The organism is Legionella fairfieldensis ATCC 49588, from assembly GCF_000621525.1.
GTDB lineage: Bacteria > Pseudomonadota > Gammaproteobacteria > Legionellales > Legionellaceae > Tatlockia > Tatlockia fairfieldensis.
The window spans coordinates 116,054-137,360 of the sequence record NZ_JHYC01000007.1 but is presented as its reverse complement, the minus strand read 5'-3'; the positions used below and the strand labels follow the sequence as shown (position 1 = coordinate 137,360).

Genomic DNA, 21,307 nt, shown 5'->3' with positions numbered 1-21,307 from the left:
GAGTTATTCGTGAATTGAATCAAATTGCCGAAATAAGAGGTTACCCAAAGAAACTGCGACTGGATAATGGTCCTGAATTCATTTCAATCGCGATGACTGAATGGGCGGAGCAACATGGTATTAAGCTTGAGTTCATCCAGCCCGGAAAGCCTACGCAAAACTCTTATATAGAACGATTTAACCGGACTTACCGAACGGAAGTCTTGAATATGTACGCATTCAGAAGTTTAACGGAGGTGAAAGAAATCACCCAAGCGTGGATAAAGGAGTACAATGAGGAACGGCCGCATCAGGCTTTAAACAGCATGACGCCTGTGCAATACCGATTAAGCAAACACCCGGAAACCTCTAGTTTAGCCTGGTACTAAAAAAGGAGGGTTTACAAAGAGTTTTAGGCTCTTCAAGAGATGAAAAAACTTCTAATTTTACTTCTACAACAGGGAGCGTGGGAACATTGTCATTTGCCTTGTCATATTCAGAAATACTCTCAACACAAAAAAGCTTCTCTAGGCCGGTTTTTAAACTTATAGCAAATTGGATATCAAAAGCCGCCCTATGCGCTTCTCCTTTCAAGTGTTCATTGGAGATTACTGCTTCTAAACCGGCAGTTAAAACAGTATGCTTAGTTTTAACTGCCATATTTGCTTCTTTATTAACCATTGTAGTGGCTGCAGCAGCAACCTGAGCCGATCTATTAACTGCCTCAGGTCTAGTTTTTTCAGCATATTGATAAAAGGAAAGCATAGCATAGTCAAAAATGTATTGTACTTGGGTTAATGTAAACATTTAAGCTCAAAATAATAAATGATTATTTATTGTACCAACTAAATTAATAACCATCAAATTAAGAGTAAATTACTTCATTGCCAGTTTGGGCTTAGTATGCGGTAAAACCCGATCTTGAATAGCGATCGAAACCGGGTTTCGCGCATAAAGCGCGTAAGGTAGGTATTGTACTCTTATAATGAATCTATTCTTTTCTTTTCATTCATTTTTTCATCTTCATCTACTAGTGCATTGTTGTTCTGAGATGGAGATGATATATTGGGATGAAAGAAATTATAGCGAGTACTATTTTCATGTACTATTTTTTTTCCTGAATTGGATGTACTTATATTGTTGTTATTGATTTCAGGTTGTTCCGGCATTGTATCATTCTGAGAAATTGAATCGGAATGATTTGTCAGACCAAAATAATCATCAAGTGCTTCATTATTTCCTATAAATTTTTTGTCTTCATCTCTCAGAAGAGCCATTGGAAAGCTAAAGGGATCTTGTGTATGATTCTGAGAAATTGAATCGGAATGATTTGTCAGACCAAAATAGTCATCAAGCGCTTCATTATTTTCTATAAATTTTTTATCTTCATCTCTCCGAGGAGCCATTGGAGAACTTATAATCGATTTAAAGAATAGTTCAAATGGATTTTGTGTAGTATTGCCTTGTATTAATTTTTCTAATACAGCTTGCTTATCCGTATGGTTTAAAACACATTTAAGATTCTCTATAGATAATGCATTATTTTGTTGCAGGATTGATAAAATCTGACTTAGAGAAGCAGGGGGTTCTTGAGTATCTATTATCAAATCAAACAGTCGCTGAAATGGAATCTGAACATTCATATCCCTGCAAAAATTATGAAGTAAATTTAATACATCAAGTAAATTCTCTTGATGCGGGTATTGTAAAGTATCTATGAAGTTCTTGGGCGAGAGTATATTTTTTTGATTAAGTATAGATAAAATCTGGACAAGTGCCCCATCAGGAGTTAATTGAGACATTAGACTTTGAGCAAAAAATCTGGGATGTTGAGCGTTTTTTATTATTTGGAATAATAGCTGGTTTGTTAGAGATAGCGGTATATTTCTCTGCTCAAGTATAAATAAAGTCCGGATAAATGATTGAGCAAAAATACTGGGATTTGGATCGTCTTTTATTATTTGAGATAATAGCTGAATAAGGTTAATATTTTCTAGAGATAGCGTTATATTTCTTTGCCCAAGCACAGATAAAATATGGATAATGGATCGAGCAAAAAGCCTGGGATTGGGATCGCCACTTATCATTTGGAATAACAGCTCAAATGGAGCTTCTCGATCACCAAAAAAATTATGAATCAACTCTAATCCCCGAAATAACCCTTCTTTATCTTCATGTCGTAAAATAAGGATAATATTTTCTACAGAGAGTGGTATATTTCTTTGCTGAAGCAGAGTTAATGTCTTAGTTGAAGCCTCGTTAAGACTCTTAACGAAAGACCAGGGAGAATCTATCATTGCTTCAAATAATGGTTGGAATGCAACTTGTAGTTGATCATACTCATAAAGGAGATTAAGTGCTTCTAATCCATCAGATAGTTGAAGAAGGGATAAGATATTTATAATTTCAGCATCATTTATTTGATCAAGATTATCATATATAATAGGGGATTCTAAAAGATTTTTTATATTTTCTTTTTCCTTCTTATTAAGACTTGAAAAAGGCTTCAGTTTGGAAAAAAATTTTCGTTGGAAAAAAGAGGTTTTTTTGTAATAAGCATGGCAAATTTCACCTACACTACCTTTTCCAAGCACTTCTCCTAATGGTCCAAAGGAAGCGCGCTCGTTTGTATTTGATTGATTGTAGTTCTGACGTAATTCTGTAATTACGTTTTCAAGATTGTTAATGCGAGAAACCTGGTTGCGAGGCATTTGACCTACCTGTACAAAAATATCATTATATAATAAGATATCATTCTGGTCAAATATTGGTCTTAAGTGGTTTTATTGAGTTTGAGTCTTTTTTTTGCCTCCGCGATAGATGGCATTACCAGCAGCCTGAGCGGTAGGCATAATAAGTATTTCGGCAATATCCACGTGTAGAGGTCTTGTAGCGCAATAATAAGCAGCATCAGCGATATCTTCAGCCAATAAAGGATCAAAATCCTGATAAAAAGCCTTGGCTTTATCCTTATCGTTCCAACGAACCTCGCTGAATTCAGTTTCAACTGCACCGGGAGCAATTTCTGTAACACGTATGGGGCTACCCATTAGATCCAATCGCATTGCCTTACTAAGTGCTTTTACAGCATGCTTTGTAGCACAATATACATTCCCATTAGGATAACAATCACGGCCTGCTATGGAGCCTATATTAATAATATGTCCACGTTTTCTGGCCAACATACCTGGTAATAGATGACGGGTCACATAAAGCAACCCTTTTATATTCGTATCAATCATGATATCCCAATTCGTAAAAGAACCCTGTTGAATGGGATCACTTGATAAAGCAAGGCCGGCATTATTTATTAAAATGTCTATAGATTGCCATTCAAGTGGCAAATTATTTAATGTATTTTCTACTTCAGACTGATTTCTTACATCTAATACTAAAGGTAAACAATGAGTATGATGTAAATCATAAAGAGCTTTGGCAATTGTTTCCAGCCGTTCCTGTCGCCGCGCACAAAGAATAAGTTTTGCACCCTGTTGAGCAAAAAGCTGAGCGCAGGCCCGCCCAATGCCGCTTGATGCGCCAGTGATTAGTACAATATTCTCTTTTAAATTGAGCATGCAGGTCTCCTTCAGAAATTTAATAACTAGGCGAGGAAAAACCAATAAAAAAGCGCTAAAAATAACATATATTTAACTAAATAATAGAAAGAGCGATTATAATTTTTTAAGCGTTTTCCTATTAAACGGATCTGATAAACGTATTTAAATAATTTGTTAATAAATCCTACGGGTTCTGTAGGTAAATTTTTGCTGGATGCGGCTTTCATAATAGTGCGACTAAAAAAAGCATTAAATTTGTTCGCCAAAGGATTGTTTAAAGGACGTTGAATATCACAAAAGAGAATAATTCTGTCCTGAGAAGTAGTATTCTCTGCATGATGAATATAAGTTTCATCAAATAAAACATCCTGCCCATCTTGCCAGAAATAAGGCTTACCATCCACATAAATGCAACAATCTTTAGAATTAGGAGTAATTAAACCTAAATGATAACGTAAAGAGCCTGCATAAGGATCGCGGTGTTTGAACAAAAAACTGTTTTTAGGTAACAGAGTAAACATGGCTGCGTTAATATTCGGGATGCTTTGGATTAAGGCAACTGTTTTAGGACAAAGTTCACGAGCAGAATTCATAGGATCCTGATACCATTTTAAATAAAAACGTTTCCAGCCTCGTCGAAAAAACGAATTAAATCCAATATCGTCATGTTTATCTGAAGCAGTAATATAACCTTCCTGATAGAGATACTCCGCTTCTTCACGGATTATTTTCCAGTTGTCCCGTAAAATTTTTAACTCGGGAAAATGGGATAAATCAAGAAAAGGTGTTCTGGGTACAGCAGAAAAAAGATACATAATAGCATTCACCGGAGCCATTAAGCTGGAATGATCGGTTAGCTGGCGGAGTAATTTTAAACGTACTTTCCCTCGTAAATGGGTATAGGCTATAGAAAAGGCATAGCTGGTTAAAAATAAAATTTTAAAGTGTATAGTTGAAAAAAAGGTCATAAAAAATCCGGTTTTTCGTGACTGTAAAAAGATACATAAGATATCAGATACAGCCACAAAAGCTATAATTACTGACTAAGTCGTAATTCGAAACTATAAATTAATTTACCTCATTACACAGTTCGTTACTTATGCGATGGTGTTTTCCCTGAATAAATACCATTGACGTCATGGTCAATAATGCAACAGCAATCAAGTACAGTGCTGGCGCTACCGTATTTTCAGTGTAATAAATAAGTGAAAGTGATATAAGGGGTGTTAAACCGCCGAAGATAGCAAATCCCAGATTGTAACTCACCGCGATGCCTGAATAACGAACATTAGCGGGAAATAGTTCACTAAGCAACCGTGGAATTACACCGGCTGAAAGTCCAAGTAAAAAGGCGCTGATAGTAAATGCAAGGGGATAAAGGATTGGATAATAACAATAAATAATGAAAATAGGATAAGCGCTGAATAATGTCAATAATACCAATACCCTGATGATTTTTTTTACATCAATAAAATCGGTCATGTAGCCAAAAAACACACACATTATAGAACCGAAAGTAATAGCCGTAGTGCGTTGCCACATATAAGCATTCGAGGGTAAATGTAAAACCTTAGTGAAATAAGCGGGAACAAACAAAAAAAGTAATGTCACAATTGCAGCACACAGCGCTATAATCAAGGCGCCGGCTAAAATAATTCCAGGCTGTTGCTTACAAACCGTAAGAAGAGGAAATTTTTCGACAGATTTTTCAATGGCTCTGAAGGCTGCTGATTCATGTAATTCCCGGCGTAACAAATAACTTAGCAGTCCCAAAATACCGCCGATAATAAAAGGTATTCGCCAGCCATAGGCTTGCATTTGTTCTTCAGAGAAGATTGTTACAACAAGGGATTGCACAATAAAACCTATCACAATCCCTGCAAGAAGGGCACAAAAAATGACACCACAGGCCAAACCCTTATGCTTTGTCATGGATTCGCTTACGTAAGTTATTGCCCCGGGAATTTCTCCCCCAATGGAAAATCCCTGAATAATTCGCAGAGTAATAATTAAAATGGGTGCGCTCATCCCAATCATAGAATAAGGGGGAACAAGGCCCAGACCTATAGTAGCAAGCGCCATCATCAGAATCGAAACAGTAAACGTTGCTTTACGCCCGATACGATCGCCAAAATGACCGAAGATAATACCACCTAATGGTCTGACCAGATAACCGATGGCAAAGGTTGAGAAGGTAATTAATAAACTAATGATCTCATTAGTGGCAGGAAAAAAAGCAGTAGAAATATAACTGGCAAATAAAGCATAAATAATAAAATCGTAAAACTCTAAAATACCACCTAAACTTGATAAAAATAATAGCTTGCGCTGATCCTTTTGCATAAATTTTCCCTAATTAAACGTTTACTAACTATTAAAAAAGTAATTTTATACAAGCCTATGGATTAAAAATCAATGTGTTTCTAAATATAAATTGTTTTGTTTGATGTATTTCAGAACCTTGTCAGATAGGTAATTTTTTAATGCCTGCTCATTGTGAATGCGAATTTGTTGACGTATCCAGCTTGATGAAACGTTAAAATTACCCGCATTATAACGATAGATTAAACCATGTGGCTGTTGACTTATGGCTTTATCCTCATGAGTTTCATAGTGAGAGAGTAATTCTTTTACAGGCTCAGGGGCTTCCCGATCATAATTTTTGCCCGGACGTTTAATAACAAGTAAATTTGTCAGCGAAAGAATCTGTTGCCAGGCATGCCATTGTGGAAGTTGATTAAAAGTATCAGCGCCCATTATAAGAACTATCGCTATATTATTTCCAAACTGCTGACGAAAATTTTCTAACGTATTAACCATATAAGAAGGGGAATCTCGATTAATTTCAGATAAATCAATAGTAAAATGTCTGTTTTTATCCTGCTCGCTTAACGCAAGCTCTATCATGGTAATACGTTGTTTTGCTGTGGCCAGCGCACGATGTTTTAAAACGGGTACCTTACAAGGCAAGAATACAAAACGATCAAAATTGAAATGATTTTGAATGTTAATTGCTGTATTAATATGGCCGTTGTGTATGGGATCAAACGTCCCTCCATAAATAATAAAATTATGCAAAGTAACCTGCCTGCCTGGTTAGACAAAGTGAGAGTGCAATTTGTTCTAATGCATGCCAAATTTGGTGACCTTGACTTAATTTTATTCGTTCGTCGACTGTTTTGCAAAATTGCAGTAAATCGAATAAGGTATCAAGCTCTATTTTTTTTGAAATGGCTTGATAAAGTCTCGCGCGTTGGGGCCATATTTTTAATTGAGTGCAGGCGGTAGCAAATGATATGGATTGTTCTCTTAATTCAATGAGTTGTATCAGTAGTCGTATTTCCTGGGTTAACAACCATAAAATAAGAGTTGGTTCTATTTTACTATGGCAAGCATGGCGTAAAATCTGAATTGCCTTATTAGCATTAAACGACAAACAGGCATCAGCCAGCTCAAAAAGTTGGTAGTTGCATTGATCGCTTAATTGTTCTTTTACCATTTCTGTGGTTAATATCGTATCTTCATTCACAAGTAACTCAAGCTTTTCGATAACCTGAGCACAGGCAAGCATATTCCCTTCAGTATATTGTTGAATCAGCTCTGGAATATGGGATTCATATTTTATTGCTTTGGTTTGTAACTCTTCTGCTATCCAGTTTTTCATAGCCTGGGCATGAAGTGGATTTGCCTGCACAATATGAGCATCATTATGATTTGTTAACCATTGTAATTGTTTCTGTGGCAAATTGGCTGCTTGTAGTAACAGAAGGCAAAAAGGATTGATATTTTTCAAATAACGGCTTAGAAAGTCCTTCCCGGTTGCATCCAGTACTTTTTTTTCATAACGGATATCAAGGAGGGTTTTTGTTGCAAATAGAGAATAGCTGTTAACTTCTTCATTCAGAAGTGACCAGTCAGAAGGATTATTAATATAGAAAACTTTGGTTTCTGTTTCGTCTGATTTTGCAGTTTGCCAGGTAGATTTGATAGATTGTGCTGCTCTTTGTAAAAAGAAAAGATCCTGGCCAATTAAAATGTAAAGCGCCCCTGATTTTTGACGCAAATGAGAATTTAGATCGTGTTGTTTAATAAGCATCTTATTATTGTATTTTGATGGATACTTAGCTATCTTACAAAAAATGAAAAACTTACTCAAAAAATAAATGACTTATTTAGTGCAAAGCAAAATAGTTCCCAGGATTATTTAATGTGAGTTCTCGATTTTCCGTTTTCCCGACCTAATTGATTCATTATTTGCATGGCAGCATCACGTCTCATTTCACTGAGCAGTTGAGCTTCTTCTGAGTTTGACCCTAAAATTCGATTGTTATTTACGGTTAACTGTCGAGTAACAGAAACATGGCTGGATGGAATAATAGTATTGCCTTTTACTTTTACAACAGTAAATTGTACATCATAGATGAGTAAATATTGACGCGGTGCTGTACTTGCACTCACGTTTGTCATTTGTTGTTGAATACTATCTGATTCGATAATAAGCAAATAACTTGCCTGTCCTGGATTGGGATTCACTTTGATGTTATAGGACTCCAGCTGATCTTTTAGTAGAGGTCCTAAATCCCGATGCGCATTTTGTATCACAATGGCAACATTATTGAGCCAGGCAGGCATATCAACAAATCCGCGCAAGTGGAATCCACAACCTGTTAATAATAAAAAACCTGCCCACATTAAAAGCTGTTTTTTCATTAACTAACAACCAGATTGATTAGTTGGCGATGAGTTACGACTACCGCTTTATTGATTATTTTACCCTCTAAAAAAGGATGAGCATGTTGCTTGGCCATCTCGACTAATGTTTCTTCTGCTTCGTCACTATTTGCTGTAAATTGCGCTCTTAGCTTACCATTAACCTGCACCACAAAATCAAGTTCATCACTTTTTAATGCACTTTTATCTACTTTAGGCCAAGGCGCATCAATAATGACTTTTTCAAAGCCTGCCTGTAACCATAGATGATGACAAATATGAGGAGTAATGGGTGCTAAAAGACGTAAAAGAATACTGATCCCTGAATGAAGAAAATAGTTATCGTCTTCTGTTTTAACCTCATAATTAGATAGTTCATTGAATAGTTTCATGCAACCAGAAACTACGGTATTAAACTGATGGCGCTCATAATCATGGCTTGCCTGGGCAAGAATCTGGTGGACAATCAAGCGGGATTTTTTGAGTCGACTCTCTACATTATGCCAGTCAATATGACCGTTGCCTACCAAAATAGCATCATTAATGTCTATAAAAATTTGTTGATGCTGATGTACAAATGTCCATATGCGTTTCAGGAATCGGTGTGCACCTTCTACTGCAGTGTCAGACCATTCCAGCGATTGTTCAGGGGGGGCTGCAAACATTACGAATAAACGGGCCGTATCAGCTCCATAAGTATCAATTAAATGATTAGGATCAACTACATTACCCAGTGATTTAGACATTTTATGCCCATCTTTAAGGACCATGCCCTGAGTTAACAACGCTTTAAAAGGTTCATCTGAATTAACCAAACCTTCATCACGCATTAATTTATGGAAGAAACGGGCATATAAAAGATGCATAACGGCATGTTCAATGCCTCCAATATATTGATCTACCGGTGTCCAGTATTTTGCCCTGTCATCCAGCATGGCATTGTCCTGTCCTTTACAGGCAAAGCGGGCATAATACCAGGATGATTCCATAAAAGTATCAAAAGTGTCGGTTTCACGGGAGGCATCTTGTCCGCATTTCGGACATTCTGTGTGCACAAATTCACTGCATTGCGCTAGTGGAGAACCACTTCCTGTCAATTCAATATCTTCTGGTAAAGTAACGGGTAAATCTTCCTCTGGCACAGGTACAATGCCACATTCTTCACAATGGATCATCGGTATAGGGGTTCCCCAATAACGTTGTCTTGATACTCCCCAATCGCGTAAACGATAATTAACAGTCATTTTACCCGCGTCTTGTTCTTCCAGGAATTTGGCAATCTGCAAGGTGGCCTTTGCTGAAGACAACCCATCAAAAGAACCTGAGTTAATTAATTCGCCTTCTGCGGTAAAAGCTGATTTTGTGTAATCATGGGAAGTGCCATCCATTGGCTTTATGACTTCTTTAACGGGAAGATTATATTTTTGTGCAAACTCCCAGTCACGTTGATCATGAGCAGGGACGGCCATAACGGCACCTGAACCATATTGCATTAAAACAAAATTGGCAATCCAGACAGGAAGCTCCAGACCAGTAACAGGGTGAGTCGCTTTCAGCCCTGTATCGATCCCGCGTTTTTCCATTGTGGCGAGATCAGCCTCAGCCATGCGGACACCCTGGCAGCTATCAATAAAAGCACGTACCTCAGCACGTTGATTCGCAGCCTCTTTGGCTAATGGATGATCAGGCGCCACAGCGAGATAGGTTGCTCCCATTAGTGTGTCGGGACGGGTGGTGTAGATTTTTAAACGTTTAGTAAACCCGGTAATTTTGAAACTGATTTCACAGCCTTCAGAACGGCCAATCCAGTTTCTCTGCATTTGTTTTACCTGAGCGGGCCACTCATCCAGGGTATCCAGATCACGTAGCAGCTCATCCGCATAATTGGTAATTTTTATAAACCATTGGGAAATCTCACGGCGCTCAACTAATGCGCCAGAACGCCAACCGCGTCCGTCAATGACTTGCTCATTGGCAAGTACTGTTTGATCGACAGGATCCCAGTTCACAACGGCGTTTTTTTTGTAAACTAATCCTTTTTCATAAAGTTTAATAAAAAACCACTGTTCCCAACGATAATAATCCGGATCACAAGTAGTAATTTCCCGTTTCCAATCATAGGCATTGCCTAATTTTAAAAATTGCTCTTTCATGGAAGCAATATTTTTTCTTGTCCATTCAGCAGGATGAATGCCATGCTTGATGGCAGCGTTTTCTGCTGGCAGGCCAAATGCGTCCCAACCAATAGGCTGCAGGACATTTTTCCCTAAAGCGCGTTGATAACGGGAAATAACATCGCCCAGGGTGTAGTTACGAACATGTCCCATATGCAGAGTACCACTGGGGTAGGGAAACATGGATAAGCAGTAAAATTTTTCTTTATTTAAGTCTTCTGAGACACTAAACGATAGTTTTTTAAGCCAATACTGTTGGGCTTGTTCTTCAATTTCACGTGGTTTATAGCTGTTATCCATAGTCATAAGATAAATTTCAATAGAGCTGGTAAGAATAACGCCTCTTGTGCTTAGCAGCAATAGGTTAAGCGTTTACTTTTTGTTTAATAATACAATAACTCGTATAAACAAGAACAATTAATGCACAAAATAGTAACATCGGCGTATCCCCCAAATAAATCCAGGGTGTTATACCTGTTGCCGGGAAAAGGGTTGTTTTAAGTATTCCGGCATGAAAAGCAGGTAAAAAAGCTACGACTTCTCCTTGAGTATTAACCACTGAGGATAAACCATCATTATTGGCGATAACCTGATAACGCGCTGTTTCCAGCGAACGTACCTGGGCCATTTGTTGTTGTTGATACATAGCCAGTGAATGCCCAAACCAGCCATCATCGCTGATTGAGATAATCCATTCCGCTTCGGGGAGCTGGCGACGTAATAAATCACCATATGCTAATTCGTAACAAATTAAAGTAGCAACAGGATGTTTTGTAATTTTAATTAAGTCCTGATTATTTTTTCCCGGTTTTAAATTGGCATCCGGTATAGCTAACCAGTTACTAATGTAATGAAAAGGTTTAGGAATGTATTCACCGAAAGGGACAAGGTGCTGCTTGGCGTAAACCCCCTTTGCTTGTCCCAAAGCAATCAATGCATTAAAAAAATAATTTTCATCAGCAGTAGTTGGTTGGGGAATCCCCAATATGACTGCACTCCCGGCTTTTTTTGCCTGATTGTGTATTTCATTCAGATAATCACCAATATAGCTGGGAGGCAACGGAATTGCTGATTCTGGCATGACAATCAGATTGGTACCCAGTAATTCTTCTGTATCGTGCTTATAGCGTGCTAATAATTGCCAAAAAAGATCTTCATCCCATTTATCCCGCATGGATAAATTAGCTTGAATAATCCCTACAGAGACAGGTGTGTTGGCTTCCTGAGACCAGGTTATATTTTTAAACAAAGAGGGAGAGAGAACTAAGGCGACAAAAGCGACAAGACCGACAGATTGTTTGAAACCACGCTGTTGCACACTGACTGCAAGTAGAGTCGCAGCAAAACAGGTTAAAAATCCAACACCATAGACTCCTAAAACGGGTAGTAGGTATTTAGCCGGCGCGTCAAATTGCCCAAAACCAAGGAGCAACCAGGGGAATCCGCTTAGCAAGGTGGATCGTAAGTATTCAAATAAAATCCAGAGTGAGCTAAATAACAAACAGGAAAAAACAGAATGGGGGTTTCTGACAAGTTTTCTAAAAATAAAAGCCGCCAGCGCTAAAAATAATGATAAATAAAGTAAAAAAAGAGAGGTAATTAACGCAGAGATAAAAGTATTAAGATGCCCGTATTCATGAATACTGACAAAAATCCACGAAATCCCCAGTCCAAAATACCCCAAACCTGAAAACAGACCTTTTAAGAAAGCATGTCGACTGTTTCCATTGTTTATTTGAATATAAAAAAGAGCAAGGGCCAGAATAGCAGCACCAGGCAAGTGGAAGGGAGCAAAACTTAGAGGCAACAGTAATCCGAAACAAAAAGCGCGCAAAAAAGGACTGTAATGAATAGCCTTTGCCGAAATACCCCATTTTTTGATGACAGCCGTTTGAATCATTGTCATTACATAATCAGAGACATGAAGTGACGATAAGATACTGGCTCATAAAGGTCAAGATTATTACAGGTCAAAGGCCAGTTTTTCGAGATTTGGGAAAAGGCAAGTCTATTCAAGTACTGTTTTTTTAGTGTACGATGACGGCTCGTTTTACAAAAAGAGGGAGAAAGGATGTATAACGTTATGGTTACAGGCGCGGGAAAAATTGGAAGTTTAATAGCCTGTTTACTCGCAGACAGTGGTGATTATGAAGTTCATTTAGCTGATTTACAATTTTCCGGAACAGACGTTATTCGCCTGTTGCAAGTCATGCCAGAGATTAAAACCGTGGCACTTGATGTCAAAGAGCAGGAAGCTTTACAGGCTTACTTTATTGAACATGAAATTGTTGCCGTTATTTCCAGCCTTCCTTATTTTCTTAATACGCATGTTGCCGAGGCAGCAAAAGCGGCAAAAGTACATTACTTTGACCTTACCGAAGATACATCTGTTACAGACGCAGTGAAAGCCATTGCGGAAAAAGCTGAAACTGCTTTTGTACCTCAATGTGGCCTTGCACCAGGATTTATCAGTATCGCCGCCAATAGTTTAATGAAAGAATTTGAGCAATGCCATCATGCAAAGCTGCGTGTGGGTGCACTACCTCAACGCGCGAGTAATGCACTCCACTATTCTTTAACCTGGTCAACGGATGGAATAATAAATGAATATGGCAATCCCTGTTATGGGATTGAGGGAGGGAAACCAATTATTCTTAAACCATTAGAAGGACGGGAATCGATTCAAATTGATGGTTGTGAATACGAGGCGTTCAATACTTCCGGTGGCTTGGGTAGTCTGGCTGATCTTTATAAGGATAAAATTCAAAGTCTGAATTATAAAACCATGCGTTATCCCGGACATTGTGAAAAAATGCGTCTGTTAATGAATGATCTTAAACTCAATGAAGATCGTGATACCCTCAAGCGAATTCTGGAGCGGGCTATCCCTAAAACCTATCAGGATATAGTGATTGTTTACGTCACTGTAGAAGGAATCAAACAGGGTGAATTAACCGAAAAAAGTTATGTCAGGAAAGTCTATCCGGAAACAATTCGAGAATTGGAATGGTCAGCTATCCAGGTAAGTACTGCGGCGGGAGTCTGCGCTGTCGTTGATTTGGTGATGGGGCAAACTAATGAATACAAGGGGTTGATATTACAGGAAAATTTCAACCTGACTGACATACTCGCCAATCGCTTTGGCCAACATTATTCTTAAAGGAGTAGTAATGGATTTACTAAAACATCTGCATATAAAAGAAATGAATCCCGGAGCATTTAGTGGACAGGGATGGCATAGTGAAACAGGTGCGGGGACGCTTTCTTCATTTAACCCATCCAATGGCGAAAAACTTGCTGAAATAGCCGCTTGCTCCATGCAGGATTATCAACATGTTTTGGAGAGAGCAGAAAAAGCAGCTGCCCTCTGGCGCCAGATCCCGGCACCCCAGCGGGGAGAAATCGTTCGGCAAATAGGACAATCTTTGCGTGAAAATAAAGACCATTTAGGCACTTTAGTTTCCCTTGAAATGGGAAAGTCCAAACAGGAAGGTGACGGGGAAGTACAGGAAATGATTGATATCGCTGATTTTGCCGTGGGTCAATCACGTATGTTGTATGGTAATACCATGCATTCTGAACGACCTAACCATCGAATGTATGAACAATGGCATCCTTATGGGATTGTCGGTGTTATTTCAGCGTTTAATTTTCCTGTGGCTGTATGGTCCTGGAATGCTTTTATTGCAGCAGTCTGTGGTAATGTTACTTTGTGGAAGCCTTCAGCAAAAACACCACTTTGTGCAGTAGCTGTGCAACATATTTGTAATGAAGTATTGCAAAGAAATCATTGCCCGGAAATTTTTTCCTTAATCATTCCCAAATCTCATGAAATAGCGGAAGCAATGGTAACTGATCCACGCATTCCTTTAATTTCATTTACAGGATCAACGGCTGTCGGAAAGCAGGTTGCGACAAAAGTAGCAGGACGTCTTGGCAAAACCATTCTTGAATTAGGGGGTAACAATGCCATTATTGTGGATGAATCAGCCGATTTGAATCTGGCAATTCCTGCCATTGTCTTTGGCGCGGTTGGCACGGCTGGCCAACGTTGTACCTCAACACGACGTTTATTCGTGCACGAATCAATGTATAAGGACGTTGTTAAACGCCTCCGACATGCTTATGAGCAAATAACGATAGGGGATCCGCTTGATAGCAAAAATCTGATGGGACCATTAATTGACGAGCAAGCGGTTATTCAATTCAAACGGGCTATCGAGCGGATAAAGGCAGCTGGCGGGCAACTTGCATTCGGCGGAGAAGTACTCAATAAAACAGGTTATTTTGTACAACCGACTTTGGTTACGGAAATAAAAAATGATTGGGATATTGTGCAGGAGGAAACTTTTTCCCCGATTCTTTATGTCATGTCTTATCGTACCCTGGAAGAAGCGATTATCTTACAAAATAGTGTTCCTCAAGGGTTGTCTTCTGCTTTATTTACGCAAAATCTGAAAAACGCTGAACGCTTTTTAAGCGCATCAGGTAGCGATTGCGGCATTGCCAATATTAATATTGGTACGTCAGGAGCCGAAATAGGAGGAGCCTTTGGTGGTGAAAAAGAAACAGGTGGCGGTCGAGAATCAGGTTCAGATTCATGGAAAGCTTATATGCGGCGCCAGACTAACACTATCAATTGGGGTGATGCCTTACCTTTGGCTCAGGGGATTCGTTTTAATTTATCTTAATTTCAGTTTTGATTTTTAACGATCTCAACGTACCGCGCTTATCCGCGGGACCTGGAATGTAGTGATTATTTATTTCAATTGAGAGGACATGGAACATGAAGGATGCTTTTTTTATTAAGAAAGTTGCTGTTCTCGGTGCCGGGGTCATGGGAGCACAAATTGCAGCACATTGTGTCAATGCAGGTATTGAAACCTTATTATTTGATTTGGCAGCAAAAGAAGGAGCAGATAACGCATTGGTGGATAAAGCCATTGCAAATCTGGGGAAATTAAAGCCAACCCCCTTGGCTACTCCGCAAACAGCATTTTTATTACAGGCACGCAATTATGAAAAAAATTTAGCCGATTTGGCTGATTGCGATCTGATCATTGAAGCAATTGCTGAACGCCTTGATTGGAAAGAAGATCTTTACAAACGTATTTCCCCTTATTTAAATCAAAATGCAATTTTGGTTAGCAATACCTCTGGATTGAGTATCAATACATTATCCAGTGTCTTGCCTGAAAAACATCGTCAACGCTTTTGTGGGGTTCATTTTTTTAATCCGCCACGCTATATGCATTTAGCGGAATTAATTCCCGCAAATACTACCTTGCCGCAATTGATCGATCATTTGGAAACCTGGTTAACAAGCCGTTTGGGTAAAGGTGTTGTTCGTGCCAAAGATACGCCGAATTTTATTGCAAACCGTATTGGTGTTTTCTCTTTGTTGATAACTCTGCATCATGCGCAAACCATGAAACTGGGTCTGGATGAGGTTGATGCCTTGACTGGGCCTCTACTGGGTCGTCCCAAATCAGCAACCTTTAGAACAATGGATGTAGTGGGGCTGGATACCATGCAGCATGTTGTTCATACCATGCAAGAGCAATTAAAAGAAGATCCCTGGCATACACTGTTCACTTTACCTGGCTGGCTTACCCAACTTATTCAGGATGGCCATCTGGGGCAAAAAACCGGTCAGGGCATTTACCGTAAAAATGGTAAGGTTATTGAAGTATTTGATGTGGATTCAGGCAATTATCGACCAGCGCAAGGAGAGCTTAGTGATGAAGTAAAGAACATCATGAAAATAAAGGAACCGACTCAGCGCATACAATCACTTGTGGCTTCCAAAGATAAACAGGCCCAATTCCTACTCGCCTGTTACCGCGATCTTTTTCATTATAGTGCTTATCATTTGCAAGGTATTGCTAATAATGTTCGTGATGTGGATTTGGCCATCCGCTGGGGCTTTGGTTGGCAGCAAGGTCCTTTTGAAACCTGGCAACTGGCAGGTTTTACAGAAATGCAATCAATTATAGGGCAAGGTATTGTTACAAAAACAACGTTAAGCCAGGCACCATTACCCGATTGGCTGAATAAAATAGATAATTTTTACAAAAAAGAAGGCGCTTATTCACCACAGGACGATGCTTATAATCCTCGTAGTCAGCTTCCTGTTTATCAACGTCAGTTTTTCCCGGATAGAGTTTTAAACGAGTCTGCTTCTCATTTTACAACTCTATTTGAAAATGAAGGTGTACATGTATGGCATCTGAAAGATGATGTTGCTGTGGTGAATTTTAAAAGTAAAGCAAATACTATTGGGCAAGCTGTTTTGGACGGTCTTGAGCAGGCAATAGAAAAAGTAGAAAAAGAGGGGCAGGGCTTGATTATTTATCAACCTGATACGACAACATTCTGTTCCGGTGCAGATTTACGGGGTGTTGCCGCTTTAATCCATGCTAATAAAATGGATGCTCTGGAGGCAATGATAAGTCAGTTCCAACGTGTGGTAATGCGTTTAAAATACTCCACCATTCCAACAGTTGCTGCATTACGGGGCCGTGCTCTGGGTGGCGGTTGTGAATTAATAATGCATTGTGATGCTGTTATCGCAGCTTTTGAAGCTTACCCGGGTTTGGTTGAGGCAGGAGTAGGTCTTATTCCCGCAGGGGGTGGTTGTAAAGAACTGGCCATGCGCTCAGCCTCTATGGCACAAAATACTGATTTAATGAATTTCATTCAACCGTATTTTCAGCAAATTGCCACCGCTTTTGTTGCCGGCAGTGCAGTTGAAGCAAAACAGAAAGGGTATCTTCGTGATAAGGATCGCTGGCTCATGCACGTCAACGAAGTGTTATTTGCTTCTCTTGCCGAAATTAAAGTTTTACAAGCCGCTAATTATCAACCTCCTCTTCAAACCTCATTTAAAGTAGCGGGCCGAGAAGGGCATGCTCGTTTGCAGGCAGGCTTGGTTAATTGGCTGGAAGGCGGGTTTATTTCTCAACATGATTACTTTATCACCAATGAATTAGCGAAAGTGCTTTGCGGAGGGGATGTAAATCAGGGGGAGCTGGTTGACGAAAAATGGATACTCCGGCTCGAAAAAGAGGCTTTTATGACCTTGGCAGCCACTTCTTTATCTCAAGACCGCATCACGCACCTGCTGGAAACGGGTAAGCCGTTACGTAATTAATCAGTACACCGTAAGGAGATTGGTAATGACAAATGTATATATAGTGGACATATTACGTACTCCCGTGGGGAAAGCACCAAGAGGAGTATTCAAACATACTTTACCGGATGATTTACTCGCTCATACGATAAGAACATTGAAAAAACGTAATAAATCTCTCGATTGGGAAGCTATAGGCGATGTAGTTATAGGCTGTGCAATGCCTGAAGCAGAACAAGGCATGAACGTTGCCCGAATTGCTTCACTGCTTGCTGATATGCCACAATCAGTGCCCGCAATGACTGTTAATCGATTTTGTTCTTCAGGCGTACAAAGTATTGCAACGGCTGCTGCATCCATCCATCAGGGAAATATGTCGCTTGCTCTGGCTGGTGGCGTAGAAAGTATGTCGATGGTTCCTTTGGGCGGTAATAAATATACTGCTAATCCTGCAATTTTTAATAAGGAACACGTTGCTATTGCCTATGGTATGGGAATTACTGCGGAAAATGTGGCTAAACGCTGGGAAGTGAGTCGAGAACAACAGGATGAATTTGCTGCTGAAAGTCATCGGCGTGCCATAGCCGCGCAACGACGAGGTGATTTTCAGGAAGAAATAAGTCCTATCGAAATTACGGTTCGTCATGTGGATTTGGATTCTTCTGAATTAATTAATAAAAAACGGGTTATTAGTGAAGACGAAGGACCTCGCGCTGATACCTCTTATGATGTCATCGCTCGCCTTAAACCCGTATTTGCTTTAAAAGGTACAGTAACGGCAGGGAATAGCTCTCAAACAAGTGACGGAGCGGGTATTGCACTTTTAGCCAATGAGCAGGCACTCAAGCAATATGATTTACAGCCCATAGGGCGCTTACTCAGTTTTGCTGTGGCCGGTGTACCGCCAGAGGTTATGGGTATTGGCCCCATTAATGCGGTACCCATCGCTCTAAAAAAAGCAGGTATTACCCTTGATCAACTCGATTGGATAGAGCTTAATGAAGCATTCGCGGCTCAGGCTATAGCGGTGATCAAGACATTGGATTTACCCTATGATAAAGTTAATCCTTTAGGAGGTGCTATTGCGTTAGGACATCCTTTAGGAGCAACCGGAACAATCAGAACTGCTACATTATTACACGGTCTTCGTCGTATAAAAGGACGTTATGGTATGGTGACTATGTGTATAGGTACGGGTATGGGAGCCGCGGCAGTTTTTGAGGCAATTTAACGTTACTGGCTCTTTAATTGGCAATGCAAAAAATTCTGTATGAATAACCGTGAGTTTTAAGTCTTACGGTTATTATACTGAGGCTTAGGCGTAAAATTTAAATCTAAAATAAATAATTTTTTCACTATATCATCTATAATTTGATAAGGTAGTGATGATTTTTATTTATATGAAACCGCATGAAGTTGAAAAATATCCTTTTGTAGCTCAATCTAATTTATTAAAAGCTATTTGGGAGAACAGTCAGTTTGCTTTTGATTGTTTTAAAGCAAGTAAGGTTATTGCTAAAATTATAAAGAAAAATCCTTCTTTTGAGGAACTACTAAGTATAACTGGAACAATTAGAAAATTGCTGGATCCTTCCATTCTAAAAAGCAAAGATTTCAATACTTCTTCTAACGAATTATTCTCCTCTTTATGATGAACTTATGCTGGATGAAAATTATTATCAGGATAAAGATAAGTTTTTAAATTTTATAAAAACGCTCGCCAAATTAAGCTGGCATTTAACTCAAGCCATGCCTTTCAATAGAGGTAGTGCTTCGGTTAATGAATTATTAATTACTTCTATACTCATCCATAAGAAAATTCGTCTACCTGAATATAAGGAAATTGTTACTTGTGATTTAATGGCAATTTTTTCTGCTACACCAGAAATATTTGCTGATGACTTTCCTGATTTTTTTAAATGGGAGCAAGAATTTGAAAATCAATTTCATTTTCCAATTTCAGATGAAACCAGTAAACCGGGTATTAGTTAATGATAAAAATTTTTGTCTCAATTATCTTTTTGCAGGTTGTTTTTTGTAGTATTTTAAGGGATAGAGTTAATTCTTGAGGTGAGTTGATTGTCAGGTTTGTTGGAAAAAATCGCTATTCTAGAGCATGAAGCGGCTGAATTTGGATTTCAGTGGGAAACGACTGATCAAATTATGGAGCAGATAAAAAGTGAGTGTGTTGAAGTTATCGAGCATTTAAAATCAGAACATAAAAATGATCGCTCCGCATTACAAGAAGAAATAGGGGATTTATTGCACGCGGTATTCTCTCTATGTGTCTTTTGTCAATTTTCCCCTGAAGAAACACTGGAAAAAACAGTGGGAAAATTTGAGCGAAGATTTCACGCTGTTAAAGCAATTGCCCAACAAAAGCATCTCCCTAATTTGCAGGGAAAACCTTTTAACGAATTAATGGCCATTTGGAGAGAGGCAAAAAGCAGGGTTGGTTAGGAAACTGGATAATAAAACTTATGTAATTTGTCTGGTCCTCTCAATTTTAATTTATTCTCCGTAGCTTCCTCTTTAAAACAGGGAGCTGGAGCAAATAAGCAAAACGCTTTGCATCGTGAAAAAATGGCTCTATATGCTAAGGAGTATTTAATTTTTCAGAGTCAATGTCTTCAATTTTTCCAGGCCATATTTTTTTTAATGGCTCAGGCCCTATTAAATTATCAAGGCCGAAAATAATACTAAAAGTTAAAGCAGCCTGAGGGCATCTTACTAAAGATTCTTTCAAGTAATTCACTTTTATAAATGTTAATAATGCTTCTTTCACACCCGTGTTAGTTACATGCGATTTTATACTTTGAAACATAGAAAAAGATGTTGTCGTTAATAAACGTCCATTTTCCATTTTTGATGCGAGTATTTTTTTGTCCGCATACGAGTTAGGAATGGTTGTAAAAAATGTAGTTATAGCACCAGCAGTTGCTCCACCCAGCAATTTGTTATAAAAATCATTGTTAAATTTATAAAATGAACTGATGTAATCTCCTACAAAACCTATAGCAGCAAAATTAATAAAGCCTGCTATGGAACGAGATCCCCAGGTTAAGCTCGTTAGTTTTAAATAGTGGGTTAAAAACCATTTAAAATTAGTTTTGGGAATAATACCTGTGCTTTCCATCTTGGATTTGCTATTTAGAGCATTAGCTAACAATAGGTCAGCTTGAGAAAACAGGAATGTCCCAAGCCAACGTTGTTTAACAGGTAGTTCTTTCTCTCCTGATCCTTCATTTGCTACTTCCCGATTAGAGTTCGTCTGTTTGGCTGTTACAGTTACAACCCCCCGTTGTTGGCCTGCAATTGCATGAGGCAAAAAACCTCGATACATGCTGCGAAAAAGCCCGCTACTTACCGCTGATGGAAATTGCATTCGATTTAATTTGGCTTGAAATGGCTGGGTAGCAACGGAAACAGAAAAAGAAATAATGGCTGTTTTAGCAGATAAATTGGCCAGAGAAGGTGTTATTAGCTGATTATTACGACTCTCATCTGAATTTCTATTAGCTTTTTGAGGTTCTTGCATAATTAATTACTTATAATATGTTTTGTTTTTAATTAATTTAACCAATTTTTATTAACAAAATATTAATAAAAGGCACTATTAATTAAAAAATCTTTGTGCTGGACAAAAAATTCAAATTAGCCTTAACTTTTAATGAGGTCTACGTACGGCGTCTTGTCCGGTTACCCAGAGATTGTGGCATGCAACCAGCTTCTTGCTGCTGTGGGCAATCACAACA

At 38.8% G+C, this 21,307-nt stretch carries 19 protein-coding genes; 8 read left to right on the top strand and 11 right to left on the bottom strand.

Annotation, left to right across the window (positions count from 1 at the left end; translation table 11 throughout):
• Positions 1-368 (top strand): integrase core domain-containing protein (locus T345_RS13330; protein ID WP_035917981.1); only part of this gene is annotated, 368 nt, incomplete at its 5' end.
• Here the strand turns inward: T345_RS13330 and T345_RS0102360 are convergent.
• From T345_RS0102360 to lnt, 10 genes are all read right to left on the bottom strand, one after another.
• On the bottom strand, positions 349-786 hold the full coding sequence (locus T345_RS0102360) for a hypothetical protein (protein WP_028387933.1): 438 nt from the start codon (positions 784-786) through the stop codon (positions 349-351). The two genes, T345_RS13330 and T345_RS0102360, sit on opposite strands and share 20 nt — an antisense overlap.
• 173 nt (positions 787-959) lie before the next feature.
• A complete protein-coding gene (locus T345_RS0102355; RefSeq protein ID WP_028387932.1) occupies positions 960-2,690 on the bottom strand; it encodes a hypothetical protein in 1,731 nt (576 codons plus the stop codon).
• Between the two features lie 72 nt (positions 2,691-2,762).
• The gene (locus T345_RS0102350) at positions 2,763-3,554 is read right to left on the bottom strand and encodes an SDR family oxidoreductase (RefSeq protein ID WP_028387931.1); all 792 of its coding nucleotides are present in this window, start codon (positions 3,552-3,554) and stop codon (positions 2,763-2,765) included.
• 26 nt (positions 3,555-3,580) lie between these two features.
• Positions 3,581-4,504: an aspartyl/asparaginyl beta-hydroxylase domain-containing protein gene (locus T345_RS0102345; RefSeq protein ID WP_051555091.1), complete on the bottom strand. Its 924-nt coding sequence runs from the start codon at positions 4,502-4,504 to the stop codon at positions 3,581-3,583.
• A gap of 100 nt (positions 4,505-4,604) precedes the next feature.
• Positions 4,605-5,879 (bottom strand): MFS transporter, encoded by a 1,275-nt coding sequence (locus T345_RS0102340; protein ID WP_028387929.1) that lies wholly within the window; start codon positions 5,877-5,879, stop codon positions 4,605-4,607.
• A 69-nt stretch (positions 5,880-5,948) separates the two neighbouring features.
• Positions 5,949-6,614, bottom strand: a complete 666-nt coding sequence (gene nadD, locus T345_RS0102335) for a nicotinate-nucleotide adenylyltransferase (RefSeq protein ID WP_028387928.1) — start codon at positions 6,612-6,614, stop codon at positions 5,949-5,951.
• Complete coding sequence (gene holA, locus T345_RS0102330) at positions 6,607-7,632, bottom strand: DNA polymerase III subunit delta (RefSeq protein WP_028387927.1); 1,026 nt, start codon at positions 7,630-7,632, stop codon at positions 6,607-6,609. Before holA ends, nadD begins: the two co-directional genes overlap by 8 nt.
• Positions 7,633-7,736: 104 nt before the next feature.
• A complete protein-coding gene (locus T345_RS0102325) occupies positions 7,737-8,246 on the bottom strand; it encodes an LPS-assembly lipoprotein LptE (protein ID WP_051555090.1) in 510 nt (169 codons plus the stop codon).
• Positions 8,246-10,720 carry a leucine--tRNA ligase gene (gene leuS / locus T345_RS0102320; RefSeq protein ID WP_028387925.1) on the bottom strand — a complete coding sequence of 825 codons (2,475 nt, stop codon included), beginning with the start codon at positions 10,718-10,720 and terminating at the stop codon, positions 8,246-8,248. The genes T345_RS0102325 and leuS overlap by 1 nt, the downstream gene beginning before the upstream one ends.
• A gap of 64 nt (positions 10,721-10,784) precedes the next feature.
• Positions 10,785-12,326, bottom strand: coding sequence for an apolipoprotein N-acyltransferase (gene lnt / locus T345_RS0102315; RefSeq protein WP_242604552.1), 1,542 nt, complete (start codon positions 12,324-12,326; stop codon positions 10,785-10,787).
• 165 nt (positions 12,327-12,491) lie between these two features.
• Here lnt and T345_RS0102310 point away from each other — a divergent pair, with 165 nt between their 5' ends.
• The 7 genes from T345_RS0102310 to T345_RS13325 all read left to right on the top strand — a co-directional run bounded on the left by T345_RS0102310 (position 12,492) and on the right by T345_RS13325 (position 20,012).
• Positions 12,492-13,580 carry a saccharopine dehydrogenase family protein gene (locus T345_RS0102310; protein WP_028387923.1) on the top strand — a complete coding sequence of 363 codons (1,089 nt, stop codon included), beginning with the start codon at positions 12,492-12,494 and terminating at the stop codon, positions 13,578-13,580.
• Between the two features lie 10 nt (positions 13,581-13,590).
• Positions 13,591-15,111: an L-piperidine-6-carboxylate dehydrogenase gene (amaB, locus tag T345_RS0102305; protein ID WP_028387922.1), complete on the top strand. Its 1,521-nt coding sequence runs from the start codon at positions 13,591-13,593 to the stop codon at positions 15,109-15,111.
• A 95-nt stretch (positions 15,112-15,206) separates the two neighbouring features.
• Complete coding sequence (locus tag T345_RS0102300; protein ID WP_028387921.1) at positions 15,207-17,573, top strand: 3-hydroxyacyl-CoA dehydrogenase/enoyl-CoA hydratase family protein; 2,367 nt, start codon at positions 15,207-15,209, stop codon at positions 17,571-17,573.
• Positions 17,574-17,598: 25 nt separating this feature from the next.
• Positions 17,599-18,783 carry an acetyl-CoA C-acyltransferase gene (locus T345_RS0102295; protein WP_028387920.1) on the top strand — a complete coding sequence of 395 codons (1,185 nt, stop codon included), beginning with the start codon at positions 17,599-17,601 and terminating at the stop codon, positions 18,781-18,783.
• A 169-nt stretch (positions 18,784-18,952) separates the two neighbouring features.
• Positions 18,953-19,204: a hypothetical protein gene (locus tag T345_RS0102290; protein ID WP_131777704.1), complete on the top strand. Its 252-nt coding sequence runs from the start codon at positions 18,953-18,955 to the stop codon at positions 19,202-19,204.
• 7 nt (positions 19,205-19,211) lie between these two features.
• On the top strand, positions 19,212-19,544 hold the full coding sequence (locus T345_RS0102285) for a hypothetical protein (RefSeq protein ID WP_028387918.1): 333 nt from the start codon (positions 19,212-19,214) through the stop codon (positions 19,542-19,544).
• Positions 19,545-19,631: 87 nt separating this feature from the next.
• Complete coding sequence (locus tag T345_RS13325; protein WP_035917979.1) at positions 19,632-20,012, top strand: MazG nucleotide pyrophosphohydrolase domain-containing protein; 381 nt, start codon at positions 19,632-19,634, stop codon at positions 20,010-20,012.
• Between the two features lie 136 nt (positions 20,013-20,148).
• Here T345_RS13325 and T345_RS0102275 read toward each other — a convergent pair whose 3' ends face one another.
• Positions 20,149-21,090, bottom strand: a complete 942-nt coding sequence (locus T345_RS0102275; RefSeq protein WP_028387916.1) for a hypothetical protein — start codon at positions 21,088-21,090, stop codon at positions 20,149-20,151.
• Positions 21,091-21,307: the final 217 nt, after the last annotated feature.

Bases quoted from the DNA above. Each gene is read 5' to 3' on its own strand.
- T345_RS0102350 (WP_028387931.1), bottom strand. From the start codon at position 3,554: ATGCTCAATTTAAAAGAGAATATTGTACTAATCACTGGCGCATCAAGC.
- T345_RS0102295 (WP_028387920.1), top strand. From the start codon at position 17,599: ATGACAAATGTATATATAGTGGACATATTACGTACTCCCGTGGGGAAA.
- lnt (WP_242604552.1), bottom strand. From the start codon at position 12,326: ATGACAATGATTCAAACGGCTGTCATCAAAAAATGGGGTATTTCGGCA.
- T345_RS0102275 (WP_028387916.1), bottom strand. From the start codon at position 21,090: ATGCAAGAACCTCAAAAAGCTAATAGAAATTCAGATGAGAGTCGTAAT.
- T345_RS0102345 (WP_051555091.1), bottom strand. From the start codon at position 4,504: ATGACCTTTTTTTCAACTATACACTTTAAAATTTTATTTTTAACCAGC.
- T345_RS0102310 (WP_028387923.1), top strand. From the start codon at position 12,492: ATGTATAACGTTATGGTTACAGGCGCGGGAAAAATTGGAAGTTTAATA.
- T345_RS0102340 (WP_028387929.1), bottom strand. From the start codon at position 5,879: ATGCAAAAGGATCAGCGCAAGCTATTATTTTTATCAAGTTTAGGTGGT.
- holA (WP_028387927.1), bottom strand. From the start codon at position 7,632: ATGCTTATTAAACAACACGATCTAAATTCTCATTTGCGTCAAAAATCA.
- T345_RS0102325 (WP_051555090.1), bottom strand. From the start codon at position 8,246: ATGAAAAAACAGCTTTTAATGTGGGCAGGTTTTTTATTATTAACAGGT.
- T345_RS0102300 (WP_028387921.1), top strand. From the start codon at position 15,207: ATGAAGGATGCTTTTTTTATTAAGAAAGTTGCTGTTCTCGGTGCCGGG.
- leuS (WP_028387925.1), bottom strand. From the start codon at position 10,720: ATGGATAACAGCTATAAACCACGTGAAATTGAAGAACAAGCCCAACAG.
- T345_RS0102355 (WP_028387932.1), bottom strand. From the start codon at position 2,690: ATGCCTCGCAACCAGGTTTCTCGCATTAACAATCTTGAAAACGTAATT.
- T345_RS0102290 (WP_131777704.1), top strand. From the start codon at position 18,953: ATGAAACCGCATGAAGTTGAAAAATATCCTTTTGTAGCTCAATCTAAT.
- T345_RS0102285 (WP_028387918.1), top strand. From the start codon at position 19,212: ATGCTGGATGAAAATTATTATCAGGATAAAGATAAGTTTTTAAATTTT.
- amaB (WP_028387922.1), top strand. From the start codon at position 13,591: ATGGATTTACTAAAACATCTGCATATAAAAGAAATGAATCCCGGAGCA.
- T345_RS0102360 (WP_028387933.1), bottom strand. From the start codon at position 786: ATGTTTACATTAACCCAAGTACAATACATTTTTGACTATGCTATGCTT.